At 63.3% G+C, this 24,682-nt stretch carries 26 protein-coding genes and 1 riboswitch; of the genes, 18 read left to right on the forward strand and 8 right to left on the reverse strand.

The window, feature by feature from the left end; translation table 11 throughout:
* The first annotated feature begins 45 nt into the window (after positions 1–45).
* Both HD842_RS17625 and HD842_RS17630 read left to right on the forward strand, forming a co-directional pair.
* Complete coding sequence (locus HD842_RS17625; protein ID WP_183556062.1) at positions 46–975, forward strand: aldo/keto reductase; 930 nt, start codon at positions 46–48, stop codon at positions 973–975.
* On the forward strand, positions 972–1,655 hold the full coding sequence (locus tag HD842_RS17630; RefSeq protein WP_183556063.1) for a DUF6064 family protein: 684 nt from the start codon (positions 972–974) through the stop codon (positions 1,653–1,655). Before HD842_RS17625 ends, HD842_RS17630 begins: the two co-directional genes overlap by 4 nt.
* Here the strand turns inward: HD842_RS17630 and HD842_RS17635 are convergent.
* A complete protein-coding gene (locus HD842_RS17635) occupies positions 1,627–2,742 on the reverse strand; it encodes a succinylglutamate desuccinylase/aspartoacylase family protein (RefSeq protein WP_183556064.1) in 1,116 nt (371 codons plus the stop codon). The two genes, HD842_RS17630 and HD842_RS17635, sit on opposite strands and share 29 nt — an antisense overlap.
* Positions 2,743–2,896: 154 nt before the next feature.
* On the opposite strand from HD842_RS17635, the gene trmB reads away from it, so the two are divergent.
* The 3 genes from trmB to HD842_RS17650 all read left to right on the forward strand — a co-directional run bounded on the left by trmB (position 2,897) and on the right by HD842_RS17650 (position 5,652).
* Complete coding sequence (gene trmB / locus HD842_RS17640) at positions 2,897–3,577, forward strand: tRNA (guanosine(46)-N7)-methyltransferase TrmB (protein ID WP_183556065.1); 681 nt, start codon at positions 2,897–2,899, stop codon at positions 3,575–3,577.
* A 114-nt stretch (positions 3,578–3,691) separates the two neighbouring features.
* A complete protein-coding gene (locus HD842_RS17645; protein WP_183556066.1) occupies positions 3,692–4,906 on the forward strand; it encodes a sensor histidine kinase in 1,215 nt (404 codons plus the stop codon).
* Positions 4,903–5,652, forward strand: a complete 750-nt coding sequence (locus tag HD842_RS17650) for a LytR/AlgR family response regulator transcription factor (RefSeq protein WP_183556067.1) — start codon at positions 4,903–4,905, stop codon at positions 5,650–5,652. Before HD842_RS17645 ends, HD842_RS17650 begins: the two co-directional genes overlap by 4 nt.
* A gap of 3 nt (positions 5,653–5,655) precedes the next feature.
* Here HD842_RS17650 and recQ read toward each other — a convergent pair whose 3' ends face one another.
* Positions 5,656–7,512: a DNA helicase RecQ gene (gene recQ, locus HD842_RS17655; protein ID WP_229424819.1), complete on the reverse strand. Its 1,857-nt coding sequence runs from the start codon at positions 7,510–7,512 to the stop codon at positions 5,656–5,658.
* A gap of 58 nt (positions 7,513–7,570) precedes the next feature.
* Positions 7,571–8,404, reverse strand: coding sequence for an undecaprenyl-diphosphate phosphatase (locus tag HD842_RS17660; RefSeq protein ID WP_183556068.1), 834 nt, complete (start codon positions 8,402–8,404; stop codon positions 7,571–7,573).
* A gap of 381 nt (positions 8,405–8,785) precedes the next feature.
* Between HD842_RS17660 and HD842_RS24145 the strand changes: the two genes are divergently transcribed.
* Positions 8,786–8,995: a hypothetical protein gene (locus HD842_RS24145; protein WP_229424820.1), complete on the forward strand. Its 210-nt coding sequence runs from the start codon at positions 8,786–8,788 to the stop codon at positions 8,993–8,995.
* Between the two features lie 10 nt (positions 8,996–9,005).
* On the opposite strand, the gene HD842_RS17670 is transcribed toward HD842_RS24145, so the two are convergent.
* A complete protein-coding gene (locus HD842_RS17670; RefSeq protein WP_183556070.1) occupies positions 9,006–9,290 on the reverse strand; it encodes a YkgJ family cysteine cluster protein in 285 nt (94 codons plus the stop codon).
* Between the two features lie 179 nt (positions 9,291–9,469).
* Here HD842_RS17670 and HD842_RS17675 point away from each other — a divergent pair, with 179 nt between their 5' ends.
* The 4 genes from HD842_RS17675 (at position 9,470) to HD842_RS17690 (ending at position 12,689) form a co-directional block, all read left to right on the forward strand.
* Positions 9,470–10,120, forward strand: a complete 651-nt coding sequence (locus tag HD842_RS17675) for a TetR/AcrR family transcriptional regulator (protein ID WP_183556071.1) — start codon at positions 9,470–9,472, stop codon at positions 10,118–10,120.
* Positions 10,121–10,303: 183 nt separating this feature from the next.
* Positions 10,304–10,957, forward strand: a complete 654-nt coding sequence (locus HD842_RS17680) for a protein-L-isoaspartate O-methyltransferase family protein (RefSeq protein WP_183556072.1) — start codon at positions 10,304–10,306, stop codon at positions 10,955–10,957.
* A 10-nt stretch (positions 10,958–10,967) separates the two neighbouring features.
* Positions 10,968–11,291 (forward strand): rhodanese-like domain-containing protein, encoded by a 324-nt coding sequence (locus HD842_RS17685; protein ID WP_183556526.1) that lies wholly within the window; start codon positions 10,968–10,970, stop codon positions 11,289–11,291.
* Positions 11,292–11,330: 39 nt separating this feature from the next.
* Positions 11,331–12,689 carry a TolC family outer membrane protein gene (locus HD842_RS17690; protein ID WP_183556073.1) on the forward strand — a complete coding sequence of 453 codons (1,359 nt, stop codon included), beginning with the start codon at positions 11,331–11,333 and terminating at the stop codon, positions 12,687–12,689.
* A 110-nt stretch (positions 12,690–12,799) separates the two neighbouring features.
* Here HD842_RS17690 and ribB read toward each other — a convergent pair whose 3' ends face one another.
* From ribB to HD842_RS17710, 4 genes are all read right to left on the reverse strand, one after another.
* Positions 12,800–13,447, reverse strand: a complete 648-nt coding sequence (gene ribB / locus HD842_RS17695) for a 3,4-dihydroxy-2-butanone-4-phosphate synthase (RefSeq protein ID WP_183556074.1) — start codon at positions 13,445–13,447, stop codon at positions 12,800–12,802.
* A gap of 103 nt (positions 13,448–13,550) precedes the next feature.
* Positions 13,551–13,703, reverse strand: a riboswitch (FMN riboswitch).
* Between the two features lie 71 nt (positions 13,704–13,774).
* On the reverse strand, positions 13,775–14,188 hold the full coding sequence (gloA, locus tag HD842_RS17700) for a lactoylglutathione lyase (protein WP_183556075.1): 414 nt from the start codon (positions 14,186–14,188) through the stop codon (positions 13,775–13,777).
* Between the two features lie 93 nt (positions 14,189–14,281).
* Positions 14,282–14,713: an OsmC family protein gene (locus HD842_RS17705; RefSeq protein ID WP_183556076.1), complete on the reverse strand. Its 432-nt coding sequence runs from the start codon at positions 14,711–14,713 to the stop codon at positions 14,282–14,284.
* Positions 14,714–14,716: 3 nt separating this feature from the next.
* The gene (locus HD842_RS17710) at positions 14,717–15,058 is read right to left on the reverse strand and encodes a hypothetical protein (RefSeq protein WP_183556077.1); all 342 of its coding nucleotides are present in this window, start codon (positions 15,056–15,058) and stop codon (positions 14,717–14,719) included.
* Between the two features lie 144 nt (positions 15,059–15,202).
* On the opposite strand from HD842_RS17710, the gene HD842_RS17715 reads away from it, so the two are divergent.
* The 8 genes from HD842_RS17715 (at position 15,203) to dnaJ (ending at position 24,676) form a co-directional block, all read left to right on the forward strand.
* Positions 15,203–16,087: a DUF3667 domain-containing protein gene (locus tag HD842_RS17715; RefSeq protein ID WP_183556078.1), complete on the forward strand. Its 885-nt coding sequence runs from the start codon at positions 15,203–15,205 to the stop codon at positions 16,085–16,087.
* Between the two features lie 130 nt (positions 16,088–16,217).
* Positions 16,218–17,120, forward strand: a complete 903-nt coding sequence (locus HD842_RS17720) for an NAD kinase (protein WP_183556079.1) — start codon at positions 16,218–16,220, stop codon at positions 17,118–17,120.
* Between the two features lie 76 nt (positions 17,121–17,196).
* The gene (gene recN / locus HD842_RS17725) at positions 17,197–18,861 is read left to right on the forward strand and encodes a DNA repair protein RecN (protein ID WP_183556080.1); all 1,665 of its coding nucleotides are present in this window, start codon (positions 17,197–17,199) and stop codon (positions 18,859–18,861) included.
* Between the two features lie 75 nt (positions 18,862–18,936).
* The gene (locus HD842_RS17730; RefSeq protein WP_183556081.1) at positions 18,937–19,365 is read left to right on the forward strand and encodes an organic hydroperoxide resistance protein; all 429 of its coding nucleotides are present in this window, start codon (positions 18,937–18,939) and stop codon (positions 19,363–19,365) included.
* Between the two features lie 147 nt (positions 19,366–19,512).
* On the forward strand, positions 19,513–20,622 hold the full coding sequence (gene hemH, locus HD842_RS17735; RefSeq protein WP_183556082.1) for a ferrochelatase: 1,110 nt from the start codon (positions 19,513–19,515) through the stop codon (positions 20,620–20,622).
* A gap of 196 nt (positions 20,623–20,818) precedes the next feature.
* Complete coding sequence (gene grpE, locus HD842_RS17740; protein WP_183556083.1) at positions 20,819–21,382, forward strand: nucleotide exchange factor GrpE; 564 nt, start codon at positions 20,819–20,821, stop codon at positions 21,380–21,382.
* 93 nt (positions 21,383–21,475) lie between these two features.
* Positions 21,476–23,428, forward strand: coding sequence for a molecular chaperone DnaK (gene dnaK, locus HD842_RS17745; protein ID WP_183556084.1), 1,953 nt, complete (start codon positions 21,476–21,478; stop codon positions 23,426–23,428).
* Between the two features lie 120 nt (positions 23,429–23,548).
* A complete protein-coding gene (gene dnaJ / locus HD842_RS17750; RefSeq protein WP_183556085.1) occupies positions 23,549–24,676 on the forward strand; it encodes a molecular chaperone DnaJ in 1,128 nt (375 codons plus the stop codon).
* The last annotated feature ends 6 nt before the right edge of the window (positions 24,677–24,682 follow it).

The raw sequence follows: 24,682 nt of genomic DNA on the forward strand, positions 1-24,682 counted from the left end.
CCGATGTAGCCTTGCGTTTCACCGTCCAAGCAAGGAGCGCTCTGCATGCCACCGACCTCCCCATCACGCCGTCATCTGCTGGCATCCATGATTGCCGCCTCAAGCGGACTGGCCCTGTCACCGCTGCTCGCTGCTGCACCACCCGCCCCGTTGCTTACCCGACCGATTCCTTCAAGCGGCGAACAACTCCCCGTCATCGGCCTTGGCAGCTGGATCACCTTCAACGTCGGCCGCGACCTGCAGGGCCGCCGCGAATCGGTCGACGTGATGCGCCAGTTCTTCGCCGGTGGCGGCAGGCTGGTCGATTCATCGCCCATGTACGGCTCGGCCCAGGACGTGATCGGCGAGGCGGTGCAAACTCTCAAACCCGTGCGGCTGTTCTCGGCCGACAAGGTCTGGGTCAGCGGCGGCGCGCGTGGCGTGGCGCAGGTCGAGGCGTCGCGCAAGTTGTGGCGCGTGCCGCGCTTCGATCTGCTGCAGGTGCATAACCTGCTGTCGTGGGAAGAGCATTTGCCAATCCTGCTGGCGATGAAGCGGGAAGGGCGGCTGCGCTACGTCGGCATCACCACGTCCGAAGGCCGCCGCCACGCCGAGATCGAGAAAATCATGGCGTCGCAGCCGATCGACTTCGTGCAGATCTCGTACAACGCGCTCGATCGCGACGTCGAGCAGCGCATCCTGCCGCTGGCGCGCGAGCGCAAGATCGGCGTGATCGTCAACCGGCCGTTTCGCCAGGGCGACCTGACGCAGGCGCTGGCCGGGAAGCCGTTGCCTGGCTGGGCGGCCGATATCGGCTGCACGACGTGGGCGCAGGCGCTGCTCAAGTTCATCGTGTCGCATCCGGCCGTCACGTGCGCGATTCCGGCCACGTCCAGCGTCGCGCACGTGCGCGAGAATCTGCTGGCCGGCACCGGTCGCATGCCGGACGAGGCGCTGCGCAAGCGCATCGCGCAGGATGTCGAAAGGCTGGCATGAGCGAGTGGTGGAAGTATTCGCTGTCCGATTTTCTGATGTTTTCAAGCCGCAGCTACTACCGGCTCATCGAGAGCTACAACGCCGCGATCTGGCCTGCACATTTTCTGGCGCTGGTGGCGGGCGTCATCGTGCTCGGCGCCATCGCGCGGCCACGCCAGCACCTGCGACGATCAGCAGCGCTGGTACTGGCTGCAGCCTGGGGCTGGGTCGCATGGGCGTATCACCTGGAGCGCTATGCCGAGATCAACACGGCGGCGCCATACTTTGCTGTGGCGTTCGCAGTGCATGCGCTGCTATTGTGCTGGCTCGCATACAGGCCAAGTAACGCAGCGCCAGCACCGCAACCTCTAGCACTCGGTCTGTCTGGCCTGGCCATCCTCGCCTATCCCTTGCTGGCGCTGGCTCGCGATGGTGGCCAATGGCGTCAGGCAGAAGTCTTCGGCATCGTTCCCGATCCCACAGTCGTTGCCACCCTGGGCGTGCTGCTCGCATGGCGTGCGCCGGCGATCTTCTGGCTGGTCCCGGTGCTCTGGTGCTTGGTCAGCGGCGCGACGCTGATGGAGTTGAAGATCGGCCACGCATGGCTGCTGCCAGCGCTCGCATTGACAGCCGTAGTTGCCCGAGTCATGGGCAGCAAAACACCGCGCGACCTCAACTCGACAGCAAATCCCCAATCCTGAACGAGTCCGTCCCCGCCACTTTACAAACGTGCATCCCGCGCAGCAGATGCCGGTGCGCGGTGCACGCAAACAGCAACCCGGGGCGGCTCGCCGCCACTGGCGTGACCTGCCCGCTGACCGGATTGACGATGTCCGCAATCGGCTCGCCTGCTTCGACCCGTTCCCCCAGCGCCTTGCGCAGCACCAGCACGCCCGCATGCGGCGCGGTCAGTGGTTCGACGGCGTCGAGCGGTGTCGGCGCGCAGGCGTAGGCGGGCATGTCGCCAACCGGGATATCCAGCACGCCCTGATGCGCCAGGTAGCGCAGCAGCGCATCGGCATCCTTGCGCGCGTAGTCGTAATTGACGTCGTTCTCGCCCCGCAGTTCAACCGTGACGGCCACGCAGGCCGGTGGAATCGCGGCATCGGGATAGTGGCGTGTAAGGTCCCACCACAGGCGGCCGCACGCTTCGTCGAACGGTTCGCCGCCCGATTCCGTCGCCACCAGCAGCACGCGCGCTTCCATCAGCGCAGCCAGCGGCAGCACTGCCTCGACCAGCGGGGTGCCCGCGTACATGTGCAGCACCGCCTCGGTGTCGCAGTGCAGGTCGAGCATGATGTCGGCGTCGATCGCCATCGTGAGCAGCGTTTTCTTGAGCGTGGCGGTAGGGTTGCCAGGCTCCCAGCTGGCCACCGAACGCCGTGCATGCTGGCGGATCAGCGCGACGTTGGCGGCGGCGTCCTGACCCAGCTGGCCGGCTACTCCCGCCATCACATCCTGCGCTACGTGGCGGTAGGCGCGATTGAAGTTGGTGCCGGTCGCCAGGTCGTAGCGGCCGAACGGCGCGCCGTGAATCACCTGCCCCAGGCCGATCGGATTGGCCACCGGCACCAGGATCACCTCGCCCTTGATGCGGCCTTCGGCGTCGAGGCGCTCGAGTTCCTGGCGCAGCACGTGTGCGACCAGCATGGCCGGCACTTCATCCGCGTGCAGCGAGGCCTGGATATAGACCTTCTTGCCGCTGCCTGGCACGCCGTAATGGAATGAGGTCAGGTTGACGGCGGCGATATGCTCGTCGATGGCGATCGGGTGTTTCGTGGAATGCATGGACAGACTCCGGCAAGCTGGGTGAAGACGCGATTATGGCCGATCCGGGCGGCGCGGCGCGTCGGCTATAATGACAGCCGCATTTTCCTCTTCACTTTCTTCGTCCCCACATCCCATGTCTCTTGATAAGCCCAACAATGGCCCGGCGCGGTCCATGCTGTACGATCCCACCGAACACCGCATCCGCAGTTTTGTCACGCGCGCGGGCCGGCTGTCGACCGCGCAGGCGCGGGCCTTCGATGAACTGGGCCCCAAGTTCCTGATCGGGTACAAGAAAGAACCGCTCGACGTGGCGCAGGCCTTCGGCCGTACCGCGCCGGTGATCCTGGAAATCGGCTTCGGCATGGGCGACACCACGGCCCACATCGCCAAGCTGATGCCCGAGAAAGACTTCATCGGCGTCGAAGTGCATACGCCGGGCGTCGGCAGCCTGCTCAAGCAGATCGGCGAGCAGGATATTGCCAACCTGCGCCTGATCCAGCACGATGTGTTCGAGGTGCTCAACCACATGATCGTCGACTGCTCGCTCGACGGCGTGCACGTGTTCTTCCCCGACCCCTGGCACAAGGCGCGCCACAACAAGCGCCGCCTGATCCAACCGGCGTTCGTCAAGCTTCTGTGCCAGAAGCTGGCCCCTGGCGGCTACCTGCACCTGGCGACCGACTGGGAAGACTACGCAGTGCAGATGCTGGAAGTCTTGAGCGCCGAGCCCGAACTGACCAATACTGCCGACGGCTACGCGCCGCAGCCGGCTTACCGTCCGCTGACCAAGTTCGAGAACCGCGGCATCAAGCTCGGTCACGGTGTGTGGGACCTGGTCTTCACGCGCAAGTAAAGAAGTCGTCGTTCGCACCATTCCCTTCGTCGTTCGTCACGCGCCGCTGTCCATGGCAGCGGTTCTTCCCCAGACTGGTCTCGTTGCTATACATTGACGAGAACGGAGGAAGCCATGTGGGGACGCGTCGCGAACTGGTGGACAGAGTGGGAACAGGAGCTGCTGGCGGTGTTGAAGACGCCTGGCCTGGCTGACCAGGCGCCAGCCGGATGGCGGCGCGCCATGGCGTGCAAGGCTGCAAAGCTATCGCACATCGAGCGCCAGGAGGTGTATCGCATCTCGGTAACCTACCGTGGCTGGGCGCTGGTACGCCTCCTTGCCAAGCTGTGTCTGGTCTTTTCAGTATTCGGCGCGCTGGTCAAGATGGCATTTCTGCCCAAGCTGTCGATGCTGGGGGCTGTCGTGGCAGCCAATGGCGTCGGGCTGGGTGTGCTGACCGCCCTGGTCGGGATCTGGTTCAACCATGAAAAGTATTCGCTGCGCGGAGGCAAGTTGCTTGCCAATACCATCCTCCTGGGGATGCTGGGTGGCTTGTTCGGCTCGGTAGTGGCCATGATTTTTCGGGGGGGCTCCTGGGCGCGCCTGCTGGAGTCGGCGCCGAGGGTGCTGATGTTGAGCGGTTTCGGCGTCCTGGTGCTGGTGGTGTTGCCCGGCTTCGTGCTGGCGACGGTGCGCAATCGTCACTATGCGCTGCTCGCCTTGAAGCTTGAGCAGGACGCCGAGCAGGCTCGCCTGGCCCGTGAACTGAGCGAGACCCAACTGCGCCTGTTGCGCGCCCAGATCGAACCACACTTCCTGTTCAACACCCTCGGCGCGGTCCAGCAACTGGCCGAGCAAGGCGCGCCGCGCGCCGCCGAACTCACGGCGCACCTGATCGATTTTCTGCGCGCCAGCATGAGCGACATGCGCTGCGAGCAGGTGAGCCTGGCCACCGAATTCGGCCTGGTCGAATCGTATCTGGCCGTGATGCAGATCCGGATGGGTGAGCGCCTGCGGTTCCGGATCGATCTCCCCACCAGCCTGGCCGCCACCCGGATCCCGAGCATGCTGGTATTGACCCTGGCCGAGAACGCGATCAAGCACGGCATCGAGCCGTCGCTGCGCGGCGGCGAAATCACCGTCACCGCGCAGGAAGACGCCAATCACATTCGCATTGCTGTGCATGACAGCGGCGTGGGCATGAGCGACACGCCCGGCAACGGCACGGGCCTGGAGAATGTGCGCAGCCGCCTGCGCCTGGCCTATGGCGAGAGCGCCAGCCTGGCGCTGAGCGAAGCCGAACCGGGCCTGCTGGCCGAACTCCTCATCCCCCGCAAGGACGCGCAATGACCGTCACGATACTGGTCGCCGAAGACGAACCGCTGATGCGCGAGCGCCTGCTCGGCATGCTGGCGCTGGCCTGGCCCGACGCGCAGGTGATCGCGGCGGTCGACAATGGCCTCGATGCCTGGGACGCCTATCTGGAGCATGCGCCGCGCGTGGTGTTCCTCGATATCCGCATGCCCGGCCTGTCGGGTCTGGAAGTAGCCGAGCGCATCGGCCGCCAGGCGCACGTGGTGTTCGTCACCGCCTACGACCAGTACGCCGTCGATGCGTTCGACGCGGGCGCGGTCGACTATCTGCTCAAGCCCATCCAGCCGGGGCGCCTGGATAAAGCGCTGGCGCGGCTGCGCGAAAAACTCGACAGCCAGCCAATGGATGTGAGCGCAGTCGTCCGGCAAGTAAAAGCGGCGTCGCCGGCGCCAGCGCACGAAAAATTGAAGTGGCTGAAAGCCAGCGTGGGCAAGCAGATCCGCCTGATCGACGTTGAGGAGGTACTGTTCTTCCAGGCCGATACCAAGTACACGCGCGTGGTGCTCGAAGGGTCGGAGGCGCTGGTGCGCATCCCGTTGAAGGATTTATTGGGCGGACTCGATCCCGACCGTTTCTGGCAGATCCATCGCGGCACGGTCGTGAAGGTGACGGCGATCCGCGCCGCCGAGCGCATCGACGCCGAGCGCATGCAGGTGCTGCTGCGCGGCAGCAGCGAAATGCTGCCCGTCAGCCGCAGTTTTACTTATCTGTTTCGCGAGTAAAGGCTAGAGCATCTCGTTGATGATCGCGACGATCGCGTCGCCATACGACACGAGCTTTTTCTCGCCCACGCCGGTCACGCCGCGCAGCTGGTCGATCGAGGTCGGCTTGACCTTGGCGATCTCGCGCAGCGTCGCATCCTGGAACACGACATACGCCGGCACGCCGTGTTCGCGCGCGGTGCCCATGCGCCACGAGCGCAGGCGCTCGAAGATACCTTGCTCGGAGCGCGACAGCTCCACTTCCTCGAACGTCGAGCGCGACGTGGAAGGGCGCTTGGCCTTGACCGGTTTCTGGTACTGGCGCAACTGCACCGTCTGCTCGCCCTTGAGCACTGGACGCGCGGCGTCGGTGAGCTTGAGCGAACTGAAGGCGTCGTGGTCGACGGTGACGAGGCCCAGCGCAATGGCCTGGCGCAGGATGGCGCGCCACTCCTGCTCGCTGCGGTCGGCGCCAACGCCATACACGGTGAGCTTGTCGTGGTGCCACTGGGTGATGCGCTCGGTGGTTGCGCCGCGCAGCACGTCGATCACGTGGCCGCCGGCAAAGCGCTGGTCGACCCGGTAGATGGTGGAAAGAAGCTTTTGCACCGGCACCGAGCCATCGAAGCTCACCGGCGGGATCAGGCAGGTGTCGCAGTTGCCGCACGGGCCCGAGCGTTCGCCGAAATAGTCGAGCAGGCGCATGCGGCGGCACGACAGGGTTTCGCACAGGCCGAGCATGGCGTCGAGCTTCATCGACAGCACGCGCTTGAACGTTTCGTCGGCCTCGGATTCGTCGATCATCCGGCGCTGCAGGACAACGTCTTGCAGGCCGTAGGCCATCCAGGCGCTGGCGGGGCCGCCGTCACGGCCGGCGCGGCCGGTCTCCTGGTAATAGCCTTCGATGCTTTTTGGCAGATCGAGGTGGCACACGAAGCGTACATCGGGTTTGTCGATGCCCATGCCGAAGGCGATGGTGGCGACCATGACGATGTTTTCTTCGCGCAGGAAGCGCGCCTGGTTCTTGGCGCGCACCGCGTATTCCATGCCGGCGTGGTACGCCATGGCGCGGATGCCGTTTTCGTTGAGGAAGTCGGCGGTTTCTTCGACCTTCTTGCGCGACAGGCAGTAGACGATGCCCGAGTCGCCCGAATGCTCGCCGGCGATGAAGTCGAGCAGCTGCTTGCGGCCGTTGGCTTTCTCGACGATCGAGTAGCGGATGTTGGGGCGGTCGAACGACGAAACGAACTGGCGCGCTTCGCCCAGTTGCAGGCGCAGCGCGATCTCGGCGCGCGTTTGCTGGTCGGCCGTCGCCGTGAGCGCGATGCGCGGCACGTTCGGGAAACGCTCGTGCAGGATCGACAGGCGGATGTACTCGGGGCGGAAGTCGTGGCCCCATTGCGAGACGCAGTGCGCTTCGTCGATCGCGAACAGCGAGATCTTCGATGCGTCGAACAGCTCGAGGCAGCGCTGCGTCATCAGGCGCTCGGGCGCCACGTAGACCAGATCGATCTCGCCGGTGCGCACGAGGCGCTCGATGCGCATCGCTTCTTCGAACGTCTGGGTCGAATTGAGGAACGCGGCGCGCACGCCGACTTCTTCGAGCGCATCGACCTGGTCCTGCATCAGCGCGATCAGCGGCGAGATGACCACGCCGACGCCGTCGCGCAGCAGCGCGGGAATCTGGTAGCACAGCGACTTGCCGCCGCCGGTGGGCATCAGGACCAGCGCGTCGCCGCCACTGGCCACGTGCTCGACGATCTCGCCCTGCTGGCCGCGGAAGGCGGGGTAGCCGAAGACGGTCTCGAGCACGTGAAGCGCACGCGCGCTGAGGTCGGCGCCAGTGTCGGTGACCATGTCGGCGCCGGTGTCTGAATTCATACGATCAATGTCGGACAGAGTGTTCAAGCTGTGTATTGGACCGGCTGATGCTGCAGGTTTAGTCCGCCCAGGTAAGCAGGTCGAATTGGGCGGTCACGAGGATCAGGATACCGAATACGATACGGTACCAGGCAAAGATCGTGAAGTCGTGTGTGCTGATGTAACGCAGGAGCCAGCGCACGCACAGGAATGCGGAAATAAACGCTGAGAAAAAGCCCAGGCTAAACAGCGGCACATCGGCCATCGACAGCAGGTCGCGCTCCTTGGCGATCGAGTAGACCGTGGCGCCCAGCATCGTGGGCATGGCCAGGAAAAACGAGAATTCGGTGGCCGCCTTGCGCGACAGGCCGAACAGCATGCCGCCGATGATCGTCGAGCCCGAACGGCTGGTGCCCGGGATCAGCGCGAACGCTTGCGCGAAGCCGACCTTGAGTGCATCGAGCATGCTCATGTCGTCGACCGTCTCGACCCGCGCCGGCTTGGGATTCTGGCGGTTGCGGTGTTCGACCCACAGGATGACGATACCGCCGAGCACCAGGGCGACGGCCACGGGAATCGGGTGGAACAGCACTTCGGTAATGGCCGCGCTGAACAGCACGCCGGCAATGGCGGCGGGAAAGAATGCGATCACGACATTGCGCGCAAAGCGCTGCTGGACGGGATCGGCGCCCAGTCCGGCGAACACCTTCGCGATGCGCGCACGGTATTCCCAAACCACGGCCAGCATGGCGCCGGCCTGGATGACAATCTTGAAAACGGTTGCCTTGGTGCCCGTGAAATCGAGCAAGCTGCCCATCAGGATCAGGTGGCCGGTCGACGAAATCGGAAGGAATTCAGTGAAACCCTCGACCAGGCCCATGATGATTGCCTTAATGGCGAGAACGATATCCATGGTGTTTTTGTGCTGTGGAAGTGAACTGTGGGAGGTACATGCGAGGGGGCAGAGCTTACCATGAGCGGGGCGGCTGCCGTTGGGCTAACTGAACCGTACGAGCTGCTGCGGATGGCATCAAGGCCGTTTTAATCTCGCTGTAAAGATGTGTCATGCGTAAAAACGCGTGCTACACTCAAGCCCATGAGTCTTTTTCTTGTCCTCATTCTTGCTGCGCTGGCCTGGGTAGCATTTCATGATTGGCAGTTGCCCAACGCCTTGCGTTACCGGCCTTTTCAGGGCCGGGCGTGGCGTAGTTCTTTCCCTTCCGCATCCCGCAAGGACATCCGCGATTTCCTCGCCGTGTGTGGCTCGGCCTGCGCTTTTCGCGCTTGCGACCGCTTGCATCTGCGCCCTGACGATCCGGTGCTCAATGTCGTGCGCGCTGCCAAGCCAACGCGCTGGATGCCCGACGCCACCGACATCGAACCATTGGCGCGCGCACTGCGCGAACGCTATGGCGTCTTGCTGGCGGACATCTGGCACGACGGCCTGACGCTTGGCGGCCTGTTCCAGCGCGTGCAACAGGCACGCGGCAAGCCAGCGATCTAAGCCACCATATTCATACGGGCTCGGGCGACGTCAGCCGTTCCAGCTCACCCAACCACACCATCGCCTGCGTCCGCGTATCGCCACACATCTCGTGCGACGGTTGCAGCCCGCCGCAAAAGGCGGGCCGCTCGGGCTGCCCAAAGATGCGGCAGCGCTCGTCCTCTCCCAATTGCACGCAACGCACGCCTGCCGGCTTGCCATTAGGCATGCCAGGGATCGGGCTGGTGATAGACGGGGCGGTGCAGCAGGCGCCGCATTGCGGCCGGCACTGGAAGGGGACAGAAGTGGACAGCATGGCGTTTGAAAAGTGGCAGACCGCAAGTATACATCGGACCGCGACGCCTGCATCAGATGATGTGGTTCGTACTTTTTGTGGCAAAAAACAACCTATTTTTAGTCAGGCAGCGGTCGCTTGACGGCAACAACATGACAGGTCTATATTGGTTGTTCCTTAGATAATTTCTGAGTGGGAAAATGGACTGCCAAACAGACAGCAAGCCACGCTGGGAACGTCGCAAGGAAGCGCGGCCGCAGGAGTTGCTTTCGGCTGCCGTCGAGCTGTTCGTCGAGCGCGGCTTTGCCTCCACCCGCCTGGAAGACGTGGCCAAACGCGCCGGTGTGTCCAAGGGCACCTTGTATCTGTATTACACCAACAAGGAAGACCTGTTCAAGGCCGTCGTGCGCCAGAGTATCGTGCCGATGCTGGGGCAGGCCGAAATCTCGGTGGCTGAATTCGAAGGCCACAGCGCCGACCTGCTGCGCAGCGTGATCCTGTCGTGGTGGCATCGCGTGGGCGCGACCAAGGCGTCCGGCATCAGCAAGCTGATCTTTGCGGAAGCCGATAATTTCCCCGAGCTGGCGCGCTTTTACCAGACCGAAGTCATGAGCCGCGGCATGCGCATGATTTCCAGCATGCTCGAGCGCGGCGTGCAGCGCGGCGAGTTTCGTGCGATCGATATTTCCCAGACCACCCAGGTGTTGATCGCGCCGATGCTGATGCTGTCCACCTGGAAACACACCATCGCCCCGTGCGAGCGCTGCGACCTGCATCCCGAAGCCTTCCTCGACGCCTTCCTCGACATCACCCTCAATGGCCTCGTGCCGGCTGGCCAACCTGCCCGCTAAACGCCCGTTCACGCCAGGGACGGTTTTCTGGCGTTCATCCCCTCCAAACTGCAGACTGTCGCAATTTTCCTCTGGGGAAGGCGTGCGTCGATAAGATGTGCCTCGAGATACCTATTCAGGTAGGTTCCAGCACCGTTCACGGATTAGAATATCGGATTGTTTATTTTTCCACCGAGAACTGAAATGAATATCGAACAAGCCCGCTTCAATATGATCGAACAGCAGATCCGTCCTTGGAATGTGCTGGACCAGGACATCCTCGACCTGCTGCACGTGGTCAAGCGTGAACAATTCGTGCCACTGGCGTATCAGAACCTGGCATTTGCCGACACCGAAATCCCGCTGCCGGGCGGCGAAGCCATGCTCAATCCGAAGGTTGAAGCGCGCATGGCGCAAGAGGCTGGCGTCAAGCAGGGCGACAACGTGCTGCAGATCGGCACCGGTTCGGGCTACCTGGCAGCGCTGCTGGCGAGCAAGGCGCGTCACGTGACGAGCGTTGAAATCCTGCCGGAAACCGCCGCCCAGGCCAAGCAGAACCTGGACGCTGCCGGCATCACCAATGTCGCGGTCGAAGTGGGCAATGGCGCCCAGGGCTGGGCCACCGGCACCGACTACGACGTGATCGTCGTGTCGGGCGCGCTGCCGCTGCTGCCGGAGTCGCTGATCAAGCAACTGAAAATCGGTGGCCGCATGATCGCGATCGTCGGTGCTGCGCCGGCCATGACGTGCCAGCTGATCACCCGCACCTCGGCTACCGCGCATGAGGCGGTCACCGTGTTCGAGACTGTCGCCAAGCCGCTGACGGGCGCATCGAAGCCGTCCGGTTTCACGTTCTGAGGGCGCCGTGATGCAACAGATTACTGCTCCCGAATTGGCCGCCTTGCTGGCCGACCCGGCGCGCGAGCAGCCGCTGCTGCTCGACGTGCGTGAAAACTGGGAATTCGAGACGTGCCGGATTGCCGGCTCGACCCAGATTCCGATGAACCTGATTCCGGTGCGCGTGACCGAGATCGACGACGACCGCGAGGTCGTCTGCATCTGCCACCACGGGGCGCGCAGCATGCAGGTTGCTGCCTTCCTCGAGCGCAATGGATTTAGCAATGTAACCAACTTGACGGGCGGGATACACGCCTGGGCTTTGCAAGTCGATCCGTCGATGCCGACGTATTGACCTGATTCCAAAAACTTGATGACCCCTGTGGAGATAGCAATGCAGAAACCCCTTATCGCCGTGCTGCTTGCGAGCGCGTGCTTCTCGCTCAACGCCGGTGCTGCCGACCTGATCCAGGTGTATCAGCAGGCACTGGCCAATGACGCGACGTACGCGAGTGCGCGTGCTTCGCTGTCGGCGAGCCGCGAGCGCATCATCCAGGGGCGTGCAGGGCTACTCCCGACCGTTGGCATCAGCGGTGCACTCAGCAAGAACGACAATGATTTCGATCCATGGAATGTCGGCCAGCTCGGCACCTTGCCGAACGGCCAGCCGGGCACCATCAACAGCAGTGGCTCGAACCTGCGCACCAACGAATACACGCTGGCGCTGCAGCAGCCGCTGTATCGCTGGGATCGCTGGGAAACCTACCAGCAGAGCAAGCTGCAGCAAGCCATCGGCGAAGCCCAGTTTGCCCAGGCCCAGCAGGACCTGATCACGCGCGTGGCGCAGGCCTACTTCGACGTGCTGGCGGCGCAAGACAAGCTGGAATCGACCCGCGCCCAGAAGGACGCCACCACCGAGCAACTGGCATCGGCCAAGCGCAATTTTGAAGTGGGCACCCAGACCATCACCGATACGCACGAGGCGCAAGCCGCGTATGACCTGGTGCTGGCGCAGGAATTTGCTGCCGTCAATGACCTGGACAACAAGCGCAACGCGCTGCAGGCCATCATCGGCACTGCGCCGGGCAACCTGGCAGCGCTCAAGCCGGGTACCACGCTGGCCGTGCCGCAGCCGGCCACGGTCGATCCGTGGGTGTCGTCGGCCGAGAACCAGAACTATGGCGTGACGGTCAGCCAGCTCCAGGTGGAAATCGCCACGCGCGACATCTCGCGCAACCGCGCCGGGCACATGCCGACGCTCGACCTCGTGGCCAGCTCGACGCGCCGCGACGTCAACGGCCGCACCGGCAGTTCGGGCGACACCAAGAACAATGCGATCGGCCTGCAGTGGAGCGTGCCGATCTTCAGCGGTTACGCCGTCACCAGCCGCGTGCGCGAATCGATCGCGCTGGAAGACCGCGCCCGCAACGAGCTGGAAGCAACGCGCCGCAATGCAGCGCTGCAGGCACGCCAGTCATTCCTCGGCGTGAACAGCGGCCTGGCACAAGTGAAAGCACTGGAGGCGGCGGAAGTGTCGAGCCAGTCGGCGCTCGAATCGAACAAGCTTGGCTACCAGGTGGGCGTGCGGATCAATATCGACGTGCTCAATGCCCAGCGCCAGCTGTACCAGACCCGTACCGACCTGTCGCGTGCGCGCTATGACGTGATCGTCAATGGCTTGCGCCTGAAAGCGGCGGCAGGTTCGCTGCGCGAGACCGATCTGACGCCGGTGAACAGTTTGCTGGTGGAGTAACTACGTAGGGTGGACGGCTATGCCGTCCACGCGTTCAAACCTACCCCGGTTTGTGGCATCGTGAGTGTCGTTGAACGCGTGGACGGAGAACCCGTCCACCCTACAATAATCTATAGCCCTCGCGCCTTGCGCCACTGAATCAGTTCAGCAATCGTCAGGATCGGAAAATCGCGCTCTGCAGCGAACTGTTCGATCTGCTCCCCGCGCATCATCGTGCCATCGGCGTTCATCAATTCGCACAGCACGGCTGCCGGCTGCAGACCGGCCAGCCGGGCCAGGTCGACCGAACCTTCGGTGTGTCCGGCGCGGGCCAGCACGCCGCCGGGCGTGGCGCGCAGCGGGAATACGTGGCCCGGGCGCACGACGTCGTCCGGCCGGGCGTCATGCGCGATGGCGGCCCGGATCGTGGTCACGCGGTCGGCGGCCGAGACGCCGGTGGTCACGCCATGGCGCGCCTCGATCGAGACCGTGAACGGCGTGCCAAAGCGGCTGCCATTGTCCGGCGCCATTGGCGGCAGTTCAAGTGCGCGGACCTTGTCATCAGGCAGGCACAGGCAGACGATGCCGCTGCATTCGCGGATCATCAGGGCCATGGTGTCGCTGGTGATGTGTTCGGCGGCGACGATCAGGTCGGCCTCGTTCTCGCGATCGAAATCGTCAAGCAGGATGACCGGAATGCCGGCGCGCATGGCATCCAGCGCCGCGGCGATGCGGCCTTCCAGGTCGTGACTGAAAAGGGTATAGGTAGAAACCAGCATGTGAAACGCTCCTCGCAAAGTGGGCGAAAAACGCATCAGGGCAAAGCGCAGCCGCACGCCCATCTGCCCCACGCAAGGCAGGGCAGGCCGGGCGCGTGAACGCGCACATCTTCTTTCATCCGGACTATACCGTCGGCTCTGGCATCGCACCAGATCTGCTGACCCTGCCCGGCATGGTGCCGGGCAGGCGCTCGCGGGCTCGACCGTTGCCGGTCATACCGCCGGTGGGGAATTGCACCCCGCCCCGAAGACGTAATGTTGTAGATGCCTGCAGGATGCAGGCGCGGCGATTGTAGCAGCGCCGCGCGATCCCTGCAGGCGGCAGGCTTACTTGCTCAGGCCGCCACCGCTGGCGTTGTCGGCGCGTTCGATCAGCTCGACCTTGTAGCCGTCCGGATCGGTAATGAAGGCGATCACGGTGCTGCCGCCCTTGACCGGGCCCGGCTCGCGCGAGATGTTGCCGCCAGCTGCACGCACCTGGTCGCAGGTGGCGTAGATGTCAGCGGTGGAGATGGCGATGTGGCCGTAGGCCGTGCCCATGTCGTAGCTGTCGGTGCCCCAGTTATAGGTCAGCTCGAGTTCGGCGTGATCGGGATTGCTGCCGTAGCCAAGGAAGGCCAGGCTGTATTTGTACTCGGCGTTCTCGCTCGTGCGCAGCAGTTTCATGCCCAGCACGGTGGTGTAGAAGTCGATGGAGCGTTGCAGGTCGCCGACCCTCAACATGGTATGCAGGATGCGCATCGTGTGTGCCTTATGTGGTTCGGAAAGACCGTCATTTTATGCCTTCGACGGTTTCCTTGCCGGACAGGGCCCGATGCGCATCCGATCTTGCTATCAGCTCTCGAGCTTGGCGTCGAGTGTGATAGTGGCGTTCAGCAGCTTCGACACCGGGCAGTTTTCCTTTGCCGTGGTCGCTGCCTTGTCGAAGGCTTCCTGGCTCGCGCCCGGGATCTTCGCGCGCAGTTCCAGGTGGATCGCCGTGATCGAGAAGCCGCCTTCGACTTTTTCCATCGACACGGTGGCCTTGGTGCGCAGTTCGTCGGCGGTCAGGCCGGCCTGGCCGAGCTGGCCCGACAGTGCCATCGTGAAGCAGCCTGCGTGCGCCGCACCGATCAGTTCTTCCGGGTTGGTGCCTGGCGCATCTTCAAAGCGGGTGTTGAAGCCATATGGCTGGTCCTTCAGTGCGCCGCTGCCGGTCGACACCTGGCCCTTGCCATCCTTGATGCCACCACTCCATACGGCGCTGCCGTCGCGTTTGATTGTCATGTCTTAGTTCCTTTCGTTGGTGTTGTCAGTATCGTCGTCGTCTTTTGCCTCGGGCGCCGGTTCGGCCTCGTGGTCGCGCATGTCGCGATGGCGGTCCGGTAGCGGGGTGGCCTGGCCACTCGCGCCGGGCGCCGCATCGACAGCCGCCGAGATGCCGGGCGTGCCGCGTGCTTCGGTATCGATCAGGCCTTGTTCGAGGTCGCTGGCAGCCTGCTTCATGATGCCGCGTGGCTCGGTGTCCTGGCCATCCGGCGTTTCATCGCGTTCGTGCGGCTGGCGTTTGACGCCATCGTTGCCCATCGGTTCGTCCGTATTCACGGCGCGGTCTTTTGCATTGGTCGCCATCGCGATCTCCTTTTGTATTTTCGTCATCCTCATCCTAACTGCCCACGCCCAAAACGGTCGCTCAATTGAACTTTGTAAATATGATGCTTTTTTGCAATTACTTGGCTAAGATAGGATACTGAATGTCTCTACGGAAGATGCACCGTGACGCCTGATACCCTGCCGCAGCACGCCACGGCGGTCTGCAAGAACTGCCGCGCCGCCACCGATGGCAACTATTGTCATCAGTGCGGCCAGGCCACGCACCTGCACGTGCCGAGCGCGCGCGAGTTCCTGCACGAATTCATCGCGCACTACGTCGCACTCGAAGGCGCGCTGTGGAAGTCGCTTGGCGGGTTACTCTTCAAGCCGGGCTTTCTCACCTGCGAATACATCGAAGGCCGGCGCGCCCGCTACCTGCAGCCGCTGCGCCTGTATCTGACGTTCAGCATCATCTTTTTTGCGCTGTTCAAGTTCAGTGGGATGGAAGTGATCAATCTCGGCGAAGAGATCCCACCGTCGGCCGTCGTCGTGTCGGGTGACAGGAAAGCCCCCGAGCCTGCCACTGAATTCAAGCGCGCCGTCGCGCCGCTCGTGACTGGCGCCGGATCCTTCAACACCACCCTGGGTCAGAAAGTCCAGCACTTCCTCGACCTGCCGCGGCGCGATCAGGAAGTGGCGCTCAAGGGGGCATTCTTCAGCTATACGCCGTATGCGGTATTCGCGCTGATGCCATTATTCGCGCTTTACCTGCGGATCCTGTACGTGCGCACGGGGCGGCGCTACGGTGAGCATTTCCTGTTTGCGCTGCACACCAATGCGTTTGCCTTCCTGATGTTCAGCGTGCTGTTGACGCTGCCGCCAATGCTGGATTTCCTGGAACTGCCGCTGTCGCTGTGGCTGCTCTTGTATCTGCCGCTGGCGATGCACAGGGTGTATGGCGGCGCGCGCCTGGCCACGGGCCTGCGCTGGATCGTGCTGAGCCTGCTTCATGTGCTGAGCCTGATCCTCGCAGTGATGGTTGCCATGGGCGCGGCACTCGTGGGCTGAACTTGCGGGACGGGGGCGGCGACCGGTATACTGTGCATCTGTACAGTGTTTGCCGAGCGCTGCTATGGCAGCCGCAGGAATTATCGGTTAATCTCCAGCGTGTTGTTAACCTACTACTGCCGAGATCGCCATGCCCGCTTCGCCCCAACCGCAACAGATCATCGCGCTCGTGGTGCGGCATAACACGCCAGGCGTCGAAGAGCCGGTCAGCCGCATCCGCGATTTTCTGGCCGCGGCCGGCTACCGCGTCGTGTTCGAGGCCGATACCGCCGCCAATCTCGCGCTCGACAATCTCGAATCGATGACCGTGGCCGAGCTCGGCGTCCAGGCGCAGATCGGCATCGTCGTTGGCGGCGACGGCACCATGCTCGGCATTGCGCGCCAGCTGGCCGAATACGATATCGCCCTCATCGGCATCAACCTGGGGCGCCTGGGCTTCATCACCGATATCGCGCTGGACGACATGCTGCCGCAACTGAGCAGCATCCTGCAGGGCCGCGCGCGGCGCGAAGAGCGCACGCTGTTAGAAGCGCGCGTGATGCGCGATGGTGCGCTGATCTTTTCCAGCGTCGCGGTCAACGACGTCGTCGTGGCGCGCGGCACCGGCGCCGGCATGGTCGAACTCAAACTGAGCGTCGACGGTCAATTCATGTACAACCAGCGCTCGGACGGCCTGATCGTCTCCACGCCCACCGGCTCGACGGCGTACGCGCTGTCTGCCGGCGGGCCATTGCTGCATCCTAGCCTGGGCGGCACGGTGCTGGTGCCGATCGCGCCGCATGCGCTGTCGAACCGGCCGATCGTGGTGCCCGACACCAGCGAGATCGTCGTTGAACTGGTCAGCGGGCGCGACATCAGCGTCAACTTCGACATGCAGACTTTCACGAGCCTGCAACTGGGCGACCAGATCGTGATTTCGCGCTCGCCGCACACGATCACGTTCCTGCACCCACTCGACTGGAGCTACTACCACACGCTGCGCCAGAAGCTGCACTGGAACGAGTACCCCACCAACGACGGCAGGCTCAAGTAAGCTAGCCATCGCAGCCGCCCGCATTTGCTACAGAGTCGTCAAAGAATCGCCCTAACCGCCGGAGACCCGATTTTTCATGCTGCGCACACTTACCATCCGCGACTTCGTCATCGTCGACGCCATCGAACTGGAATTCTCGAACGGCTTCTCGGTGTTCACCGGCGAAACCGGCGCCGGCAAGTCGATCCTGATCGATGCGCTGCAGCTGGCGCTGGGCGGCCGCGGCGATGCCAGCATGGTGCGCGAAGGCGCCGCCAAAGCCGACATCACCGCTGATTTCGCACCGACCGAGGTGGCGCGTGTCTGGTTGGCCGAACACGACTTCAGCGCTGACGAGGGCGGGGCGCTGCTGCGCCGCGTGATCGACAACGCCGGCCGCTCCAAGGGCTATATCAACGGCGTCGCCGCCACGGCGGCCCAACTGCGCGAGCTGGGCGACCTGCTGGTCGACATCCACGGCCAGCACGCGCACCAGAGCCTGCTCAAGCCCGACGCCCAGCGCGCGCTGCTCGACAACCAGATCGGCGTGCGCGATCCGGCCGCGCGCATCGAGGCGCAAGAAGTGTCGCAAGCCTGGCGCACCTGGCGCGCGCTGGTGCGCCAGCGCGAAGAATACGAAGCCGATGCCAAGAACGTGCTGATCGAGCGCGAGCGCCTCGAGTGGCAAGTGGCCGAACTCGACAAGCTGGCACCGAAAGCCGGCGAGTGGCTCGACATCGGCAACGAGCACAGCCGCCTGTCGCACGCCGCGACGCTGCTCGAAGGCGCGCAGGAAGCGCTGGCGGCGATCTCCGAATCCGACCACCCGATCCTGTCGCAACTGTCGACCCTCAACGCCAAGCTGGGCAAGCTGGTCGACGTCGATACGCAGCTGCAATCGGTGCTCGACTGCATGGAGCCGGCGCGCATCCAGCTGCAAGAAGCGGTGTCCGAGCTGAACACGTACATCGACAAGGTCGAGCTCGACCCGGCGCGCCTGCGCGAAGTCGACGCGCGCATGGAAGCGCTGCACACGGCGGCGCGCAAGTACCGCGTCACGCCCGAAGAACTGCCGGACGAACACGCGCTGCTGGCCACCAAGCTGCGCCAGCTGGCCGATGCCACCGACATCGACGGCCTGCGCAAGCAGGAAGAAAAGGCCGAAGCGGCGTACATGGATGTGGCCGGGCGCCTGTCGGTGCGGCGTGCGGCCGCGGCGCACGAGCTGGGATCGCAGGTGACGGCGGCGATGCAGGAGCTCAGCATGAGTGGCGGCAGTTTCGCCATCGGCCTGAACCGCGGCGAGCCGGGCGCGCATGGCCTGGAACACATTGAATTCCTGGTGGCGGGTCACGCGGGCGTCGTGCCGCGGGCACTGGCCAAGGTCGCGTCGGGCGGCGAGCTGGCGCGCATCTCGCTGGCGATCTCCGTCATCACGTCGAATGCGACGACCGTGCCGACGCTGATTTTTGACGAAGTCGACACCGGCATCGGCGGCGGCGTGGCCGAGGTGGTGGGGCGCCTGCTCAAGCGCCTGGGCCAGCAACGCCAGGTGCTGTGCGTGACGCACTTGCCGCAGGTGGCCAGCCAGGCAAACCAGCACTTCCAGGTGGCCAAGGGCACGACCGATGCCGGCCGCACGGTCTCGCGCATCGACGTGCTCGACAAGCGCGCGCGGGTCGAGGAAGTGGCGCGCATGCTGGGCGGGATCGAAATTACCGAGACCACACGCAAGCATGCAAGGGAGTTGCTGGCGTCGTGATGGCTTGCATGCGCGGGCCCCGGGTGTTTTTGTGGCACAGTAAACACCCCCACAACCACTCCGGAAGGAACTCGCATGAGCATCGAAAAAGTCCTGTATCGCGCACAAGCCACGTCGCAAGGCGGCCGTGAAGGCACGTCGAAAAGTTCGGATGGCGCCCTGGACGTGACGCTGTCCACGCCGAAGGAACTGGGCGGCGGTGGCGGCGCGGGCACCAATCCCGAGCAGTTGTTTGCCGCTGGCTACTCGGCCTGCTTTCTGGGCGCGCTGAAATTTGTGGCGGGCCAGGCCAAGGTCACGCTGCCTGCCGACCTGACCATCACCGGCGACGTCGGCATCGGCCAGATCCCGACGGGCTTCGGCATCGAAGTCGATCTGAGCATCAAGGGCCCGGGCATGGACCAGGCCCAGCTGCAGGAGCTGGTCGACAAGGCCCACATCGTGTGCCCGTACTCGAACGCCACCCGCAACAACATCGACGTGCGCCTGCACGTGAGCACCTGATTCTGATTCTGACCTCGCGCTAGCCTTGCCGGTCCGTGGTTCGAACACCACGGACCGGCAACCCAAAGCGCGCTGACCCGCTGTTGGGTCCTGCGGGCAGGACATGCCAGACTTATAATGGCCAGATCCTGTCTTCACTACGCCCCCATGTCATTTCGCCCTGAACCGCCTTACACCCACGGTACCATCCCGCGCAGCGCGGTCTTGCTGGTCAACCTCGGCACGCCGGACGAGCCCACACGCGGCAAGGTGCGCAGCTACCTGAAGCAGTTCCTGTCCGATCCGCGCGTGGTCGAGGTGCCGCGCCTGGTCTGGTGGTGCATCCTGCACCTGATCATCCTGCCGTTCCGCTCGGGTCAGTCGGCCGCGAAATACCGCACGATCTGGACCCGCGACGGTTCGCCCCTGCGCGTGAACACGGCCCTGCAAGCGACGCGCCTGCAAGCGATGCTGACCGAGCGCGGCCACGAAGACGTCACTGTGGCGATGGCGATGCGCTACGGCTCGCCATCGATGCCCGAGGTGCTCGATCGCCTGAAAGAGGAAGGCGTCGACCGCATCGTCGTGCTGCCCGCCTACCCGCAATATTCCGGCACCACCACCGCCTCGATCTGGGATGCCGTGTTTCAGCACTACGCGAAGGTGCGCAACATTCCCGAGCTGCGCCTGGTGAAGCACTATCACGACCACGAAGGCTATATCCACGCGCTGCGCGACAATGTGCTGGCGCACTGGGACAATCATGGCCGCGGCCAGAAGCTGGTGATGAGCTTTCACGGCGTGCCCAAGCGCACCCTGCTGCTGGGCGACCAGTACCACTGCGAGTGCTATAAAACCGCGCGCCTGCTGGCGACCGCGCTCGACCTGTCGCAGGACGAGTACATGGTCACGTTCCAGTCGCGCTTCGGCAAGGCCGAATGGCTGCAGCCATACACCGCGCCAACCGTCGCGCAACTGGCGCGCGATGGCCTCGAGCGCATCGACATGATCTGCCCGGGCTTTACCAGCGACTGCCTGGAAACGCTGGAAGAAATCTCGATGGAAGTGCGCCACGATTTCGAAGCGGCCGGTGGCAAGGAGTTTCATTACATCCCGTGCCTGAACGCGTCGCCCGCCTGGATTCGCGGCCTGGCCGAAATCGCCGAGCAGCACCTGATCGGCTGGCCCACCATCCTCACGCCGGCGCAGCGCGAAGCACGCCGCATCGATGCCGAACGCGGCGCCGCGCGCGCCAAGAGCCTCGGCGCTCCCAACTAGTCCATACCGACTTGCCTGTTGACAACCTGCTAAAATAGCGGGTTGTTGGCGCTGCAGGGCCGCATTTGCCTGAATTTCAGATGGCTTTTCTGCAATTCCCCTTGTAATTGTAGGAGATCGCCCCATCTGGTGCGCTGTGTATCAATCAGGATACGTTTTTAAATCAGCCAAGTCCTTGATTCCAGGAGTTTTTCCGATGCAAGACCAAGAAAACAAAGAGATGAGCAACGAGCAGGATGTACAGGCGCCTGGCGCTGACATCAACGATGGTGCTACCGCTGGCGCCGCGCAGGCGGGCACGCCGGGCCTCGAAGAACAACTGAGCGCCACCGAAGCCAAGCTGGCGGAGATGCACGACGCCTTCATGCGCGCCAAGGCCGACGCGGAAAATATCCGCCGCCGCGCTCAGGAAGACGTCAGCAAGGCCCACAAATTTGCGATCGAAAGCTTCGCCGAGGCCATGGTGCCGGTGCGCGACAGCCTGGAGATGGCACTGAAGGTCGAAGCGCCGACGGTCGAATCGATCAAGGAAGGCGTCGAGATGACGCTCAAGCAGCTCACCAGCGCGTTCGAAAAGAACCGCCTGGTCGAGGTGCTGCCGCAAGTGGGCGACAAGCTGGATCCGAACAAGCACCAGGCCGTTGCCGTGGTGCCGGCGGAGCAGGAAGCCAATACCGTGGTCACCGTGCTGCAAAAGGGTTACATGATCGCCGACCGCCTGCTGCGGCCAGCCATCGTGACGGCAGCAGCACCAAAATAAGAATGGCCGCGTGCCGCGTAATGCTCTTGAAAGCACGCCGTTTTTCCCAATATTGAATCCATCAGAAACTCAGCATATAAAAAGGAATACATCATGGGCAGAATTATCGGTATCGACCTTGGCACCACGAACTCGTGCGTGGCCATCATGGAAAACGGTCAGCCAAAAGTGATCGAAAACGCCGAAGGCGCGCGTACCACGCCATCGATCATCGCTTACCAGGAAGACGGCGAGATCCTCGTCGGCGCGCCGGCCAAGCGCCAGGCCGTGACCAACCCGAAGAACACGCTGTTCGCAGTCAAGCGTCTCATCGGCCGCAAGTTCGATGAAAAAGAAGTGCAAAAAGACATCTCGCTGATGCCATATGCCATCGTCAAGGCCGACAACGGCGACGCATGGGTTGGCGTGCGCGACAAGAAACTGGCTGCCCAGCAGATCTCGGCTGAAGTGCTGCGCAAGATGAAGAAGACCGCCGAGGACTACCTGGGCGAAGAAGTCACCGAAGCGGTCATCACCGTGCCGGCCTACTTCAACGACTCGCAGCGCCAGGCAACCAAGGATGCCGGCCGTATCGCGGGTCTGGACGTCAAGCGCATCATCAATGAGCCGACCGCTGCTGCACTGGCATTCGGCCTGGACAAGACCGACAAGGGCGACCGCAAGATCGCCGTGTATGACCTGGGCGGCGGCACGTTCGACGTCTCGATCATCGAAATCGCTGACGTCGATGGCGAAAAGCAGTTCGAAGTGCTGTCGACCAACGGCGACACGTTCCTGGGCGGCGAAGACTTCGACCAGCGCATCATCGATTACATCATCGACGAATTCAAGAAGATCAACGGCCTCGACCTGTCGAAAGACGCGATCGCCCTGCAGCGCATCAAGGCTTCGGCCGAGCGCGCAAAGATCGAACTGTCGTCGTCGCAGCAGACCGAAATCAACGAGCCGTACATCGCCATGGCGAACGGCGCGCCGGTCCACCTGAACCTGAAGATGACCCGTGCCAAGCTCGAGTCGCTGGTGGAAGAGCTGATCATCAAGACGATCGAGCCATGCCGCATGGCCATCAAGGATGCCGGCGTCAAGGTTTCGGACATCGATGACATCATCCTGGTCGGCGGTATGACCCGTATGCCGAAGGTGCAGGAGAAGGTGAAAGAATTCTTCGGCAAGGAAGCACGCAAGGACGTCAACCCGGATGAAGCCGTCGCTGTCGGCGCCGCGATCCAGGGTTCGGTCCTGTCGGGCGAGCGCAAGGATCTGCTGCTGCTGGACGTGACGCCACTGTCGCTGGGTATCGAAACCCTGGGCGGCGTGATGACCAAGATGATCCACAAGAACACCACGATCCCGACCAAGTTCTCGCAGGTGTTCTCGACTGCCGACGACAACCAGCCGGCCGTGACCATCAAGGTGTTCCAGGGCGAGCGTGAAATCGCGGCCGGTAACAAGGGCCTGGGCGAGTTCAACCTGGAAGGCATCCCGCCAGCATCGCGTGGCACGCCACAGATCGAAGTGACCTTCGACATCGACGCCAACGGCATTCTGCACGTCGGCGCGAAAGACAAGGCCACCGGTAAAGAGAACAAGATCACCGTCAAGGCGAACTCGGGTCTGACGGAAGAAGAGATCCAGAAGATGGTCAAGGATGCCGAGCTGAACGCCGAAGAAGACAAGAAGGTCAAGGAAATGGCGGAAGCGCGCAATCAGGGCGACGCCCTGGTGCACTCGACCCGCAAATCGTTGACCGAATACGGCGACAAGCTGGAAGCCGGTGAGAAAGAGCAGATCGAAGCGGCAATCACCGACCTCGAAGGCGCGATCAAGAGCGGCGACAAGGCGGACATCGATGCCAAGACTGCAGCTCTGTCGAGCGCGTCGCAGAAGCTGGGCGAAAAGATGTACGCCGACATGCAGGCGCAGCAGGCTGGTGGCGCTGGCGCGGCCGGTGGCCCAGGCGCCGGTGCAGCCGGTGGCGAGCAGTCGGGCAAGCAGGACGACGACGTTGTCGACGCCGACTTCAAGGAAGTGAAAGACGCGAAGTAAGCGTCTCCGGCGCGAAGGCCTTGTGCCTTCGCGTACAGGCCGAGCCGACACCTTCCAGGTACTCGGCTCGGTTTTTTTGGTTTAAAGAATTCAGTTTTCAGATAACTTTAGGTGCCGACCATGGCGAAGCGTGATTTTTACGAGATCCTTGGGGTCGCGAAGGGTGCGTCGGAAGACGAGATCAAGAAGTCTTATCGCAAGCTTGCGATGAAGTTCCACCCTGACCGCAACCCGGATAACAAGGAAGCGGAAGAGAAGTTCAAGGAGGTCAAAGAGGCCTATGAGATGCTGACCAACCCGGAGAAGCGCGAAGCGTATGACCGTTACGGTCACGCTGGCGTCGATCCGAACAGCGGCATGGGCGGCATGGGCGGCGGCGCCGGTGGTTTCGGCGATGCGTTCGGCGACATCTTCGGCGACATCTTTGGCGGTGGCCGTGGCGGGCGCAGTGCCGGCCCGCAGGTGTACCGCGGCGCCGACCTGCGCTACAACCTCGAGATCACGCTGGAACAGGCCGCTCACGGCTTCGACACGACGATCCGCGTGCCAAGCTGGGACAAGTGCGACACCTGCCACGGCAGCGGCGCCAAGCCGGGCACCCAGCCTGTGACTTGCACCACCTGCGCCGGTCATGGCCAGGTGCGCATGCAGCAGGGCTTCTTCAGCGTGCAGCAGACCTGCCCGAAATGCCATGGCAGCGGCAAGATCATCCCTGAGCCGTGCGCGGCCTGCGGCGGCGCCGGACGCATCAAGCGCAACAAGACGCTGGAAGTGAAGATCCCGGCCGGTATCGACAACGGCATGCGCATCCGCTCGTCGGGCAATGGCGAACCGGGCACGAATGGCGGGCCGGCAGGCGACCTGTATGTGGAGATCCACATCAAGCCGCACACCGTGTTCCAGCGCGAAGGCGACGACCTGCACTGCGAAATGCCGATCTCGTTCTCGAAAGCGGCCCTGGGCGGCGAAATCGAAGTGCCGACCCTGACCGGCAAGGTGTCGTTCACGGTGCCTGAAGGCACCCAGACCGGCAAGACCTTCCGCCTCAAGGGCAAGGGCATCAAGAACGTGCGTTCGGGCTACACGGGCGATCTGTTCTGCCACGTGATCGTCGAGACGCCGGTCAAGCTGACCGACAAGCAGAAGGACATGCTGCGCGAGTTCGAACGCCTGACGATCGAAGGTGGCGCCAAGCACAGCCCGCAGAGCAAGGGCTGGATGGACAAGGTCAAGGACTTCTTCGAGTAAGTCCAC

It is taken from the genome of Massilia aurea, assembly GCF_014200505.1.
In the GTDB taxonomy this organism is placed as follows: Bacteria; Pseudomonadota; Gammaproteobacteria; order Burkholderiales; family Burkholderiaceae_D; genus Telluria; species Telluria aurea_B.

What these genes read in the sequence shown, in the direction of transcription:
- HD842_RS17625 (WP_183556062.1), top strand. Translation starts at nt 46, where the DNA reads ATGCCACCGACCTCCCCATCACGCCGTCATCTGCTGGCATCCATGATT.
- HD842_RS17630 (WP_183556063.1), top strand. Translation starts at nt 972, where the DNA reads ATGAGCGAGTGGTGGAAGTATTCGCTGTCCGATTTTCTGATGTTTTCA.
- HD842_RS17635 (WP_183556064.1), bottom strand. Translation starts at nt 2,742, where the DNA reads ATGCATTCCACGAAACACCCGATCGCCATCGACGAGCATATCGCCGCC.
- trmB (WP_183556065.1), top strand. Translation starts at nt 2,897, where the DNA reads ATGCTGTACGATCCCACCGAACACCGCATCCGCAGTTTTGTCACGCGC.
- HD842_RS17645 (WP_183556066.1), top strand. Translation starts at nt 3,692, where the DNA reads ATGTGGGGACGCGTCGCGAACTGGTGGACAGAGTGGGAACAGGAGCTG.
- HD842_RS17650 (WP_183556067.1), top strand. Translation starts at nt 4,903, where the DNA reads ATGACCGTCACGATACTGGTCGCCGAAGACGAACCGCTGATGCGCGAG.
- recQ (WP_229424819.1), bottom strand. Translation starts at nt 7,512, where the DNA reads ATGAATTCAGACACCGGCGCCGACATGGTCACCGACACTGGCGCCGAC.
- HD842_RS17660 (WP_183556068.1), bottom strand. Translation starts at nt 8,404, where the DNA reads ATGGATATCGTTCTCGCCATTAAGGCAATCATCATGGGCCTGGTCGAG.
- HD842_RS17670 (WP_183556070.1), bottom strand. Translation starts at nt 9,290, where the DNA reads ATGCTGTCCACTTCTGTCCCCTTCCAGTGCCGGCCGCAATGCGGCGCC.
- HD842_RS17675 (WP_183556071.1), top strand. Translation starts at nt 9,470, where the DNA reads ATGGACTGCCAAACAGACAGCAAGCCACGCTGGGAACGTCGCAAGGAA.
- HD842_RS17680 (WP_183556072.1), top strand. Translation starts at nt 10,304, where the DNA reads ATGAATATCGAACAAGCCCGCTTCAATATGATCGAACAGCAGATCCGT.
- HD842_RS17685 (WP_183556526.1), top strand. Translation starts at nt 10,968, where the DNA reads ATGCAACAGATTACTGCTCCCGAATTGGCCGCCTTGCTGGCCGACCCG.
- HD842_RS17690 (WP_183556073.1), top strand. Translation starts at nt 11,331, where the DNA reads ATGCAGAAACCCCTTATCGCCGTGCTGCTTGCGAGCGCGTGCTTCTCG.
- ribB (WP_183556074.1), bottom strand. Translation starts at nt 13,447, where the DNA reads ATGCTGGTTTCTACCTATACCCTTTTCAGTCACGACCTGGAAGGCCGC.
- gloA (WP_183556075.1), bottom strand. Translation starts at nt 14,188, where the DNA reads ATGCGCATCCTGCATACCATGTTGAGGGTCGGCGACCTGCAACGCTCC.
- HD842_RS17705 (WP_183556076.1), bottom strand. Translation starts at nt 14,713, where the DNA reads ATGACAATCAAACGCGACGGCAGCGCCGTATGGAGTGGTGGCATCAAG.
- HD842_RS17710 (WP_183556077.1), bottom strand. Translation starts at nt 15,058, where the DNA reads ATGGCGACCAATGCAAAAGACCGCGCCGTGAATACGGACGAACCGATG.
- HD842_RS17720 (WP_183556079.1), top strand. Translation starts at nt 16,218, where the DNA reads ATGCCCGCTTCGCCCCAACCGCAACAGATCATCGCGCTCGTGGTGCGG.
- recN (WP_183556080.1), top strand. Translation starts at nt 17,197, where the DNA reads ATGCTGCGCACACTTACCATCCGCGACTTCGTCATCGTCGACGCCATC.
- HD842_RS17730 (WP_183556081.1), top strand. Translation starts at nt 18,937, where the DNA reads ATGAGCATCGAAAAAGTCCTGTATCGCGCACAAGCCACGTCGCAAGGC.
- hemH (WP_183556082.1), top strand. Translation starts at nt 19,513, where the DNA reads ATGTCATTTCGCCCTGAACCGCCTTACACCCACGGTACCATCCCGCGC.
- grpE (WP_183556083.1), top strand. Translation starts at nt 20,819, where the DNA reads ATGCAAGACCAAGAAAACAAAGAGATGAGCAACGAGCAGGATGTACAG.
- dnaK (WP_183556084.1), top strand. Translation starts at nt 21,476, where the DNA reads ATGGGCAGAATTATCGGTATCGACCTTGGCACCACGAACTCGTGCGTG.
- dnaJ (WP_183556085.1), top strand. Translation starts at nt 23,549, where the DNA reads ATGGCGAAGCGTGATTTTTACGAGATCCTTGGGGTCGCGAAGGGTGCG.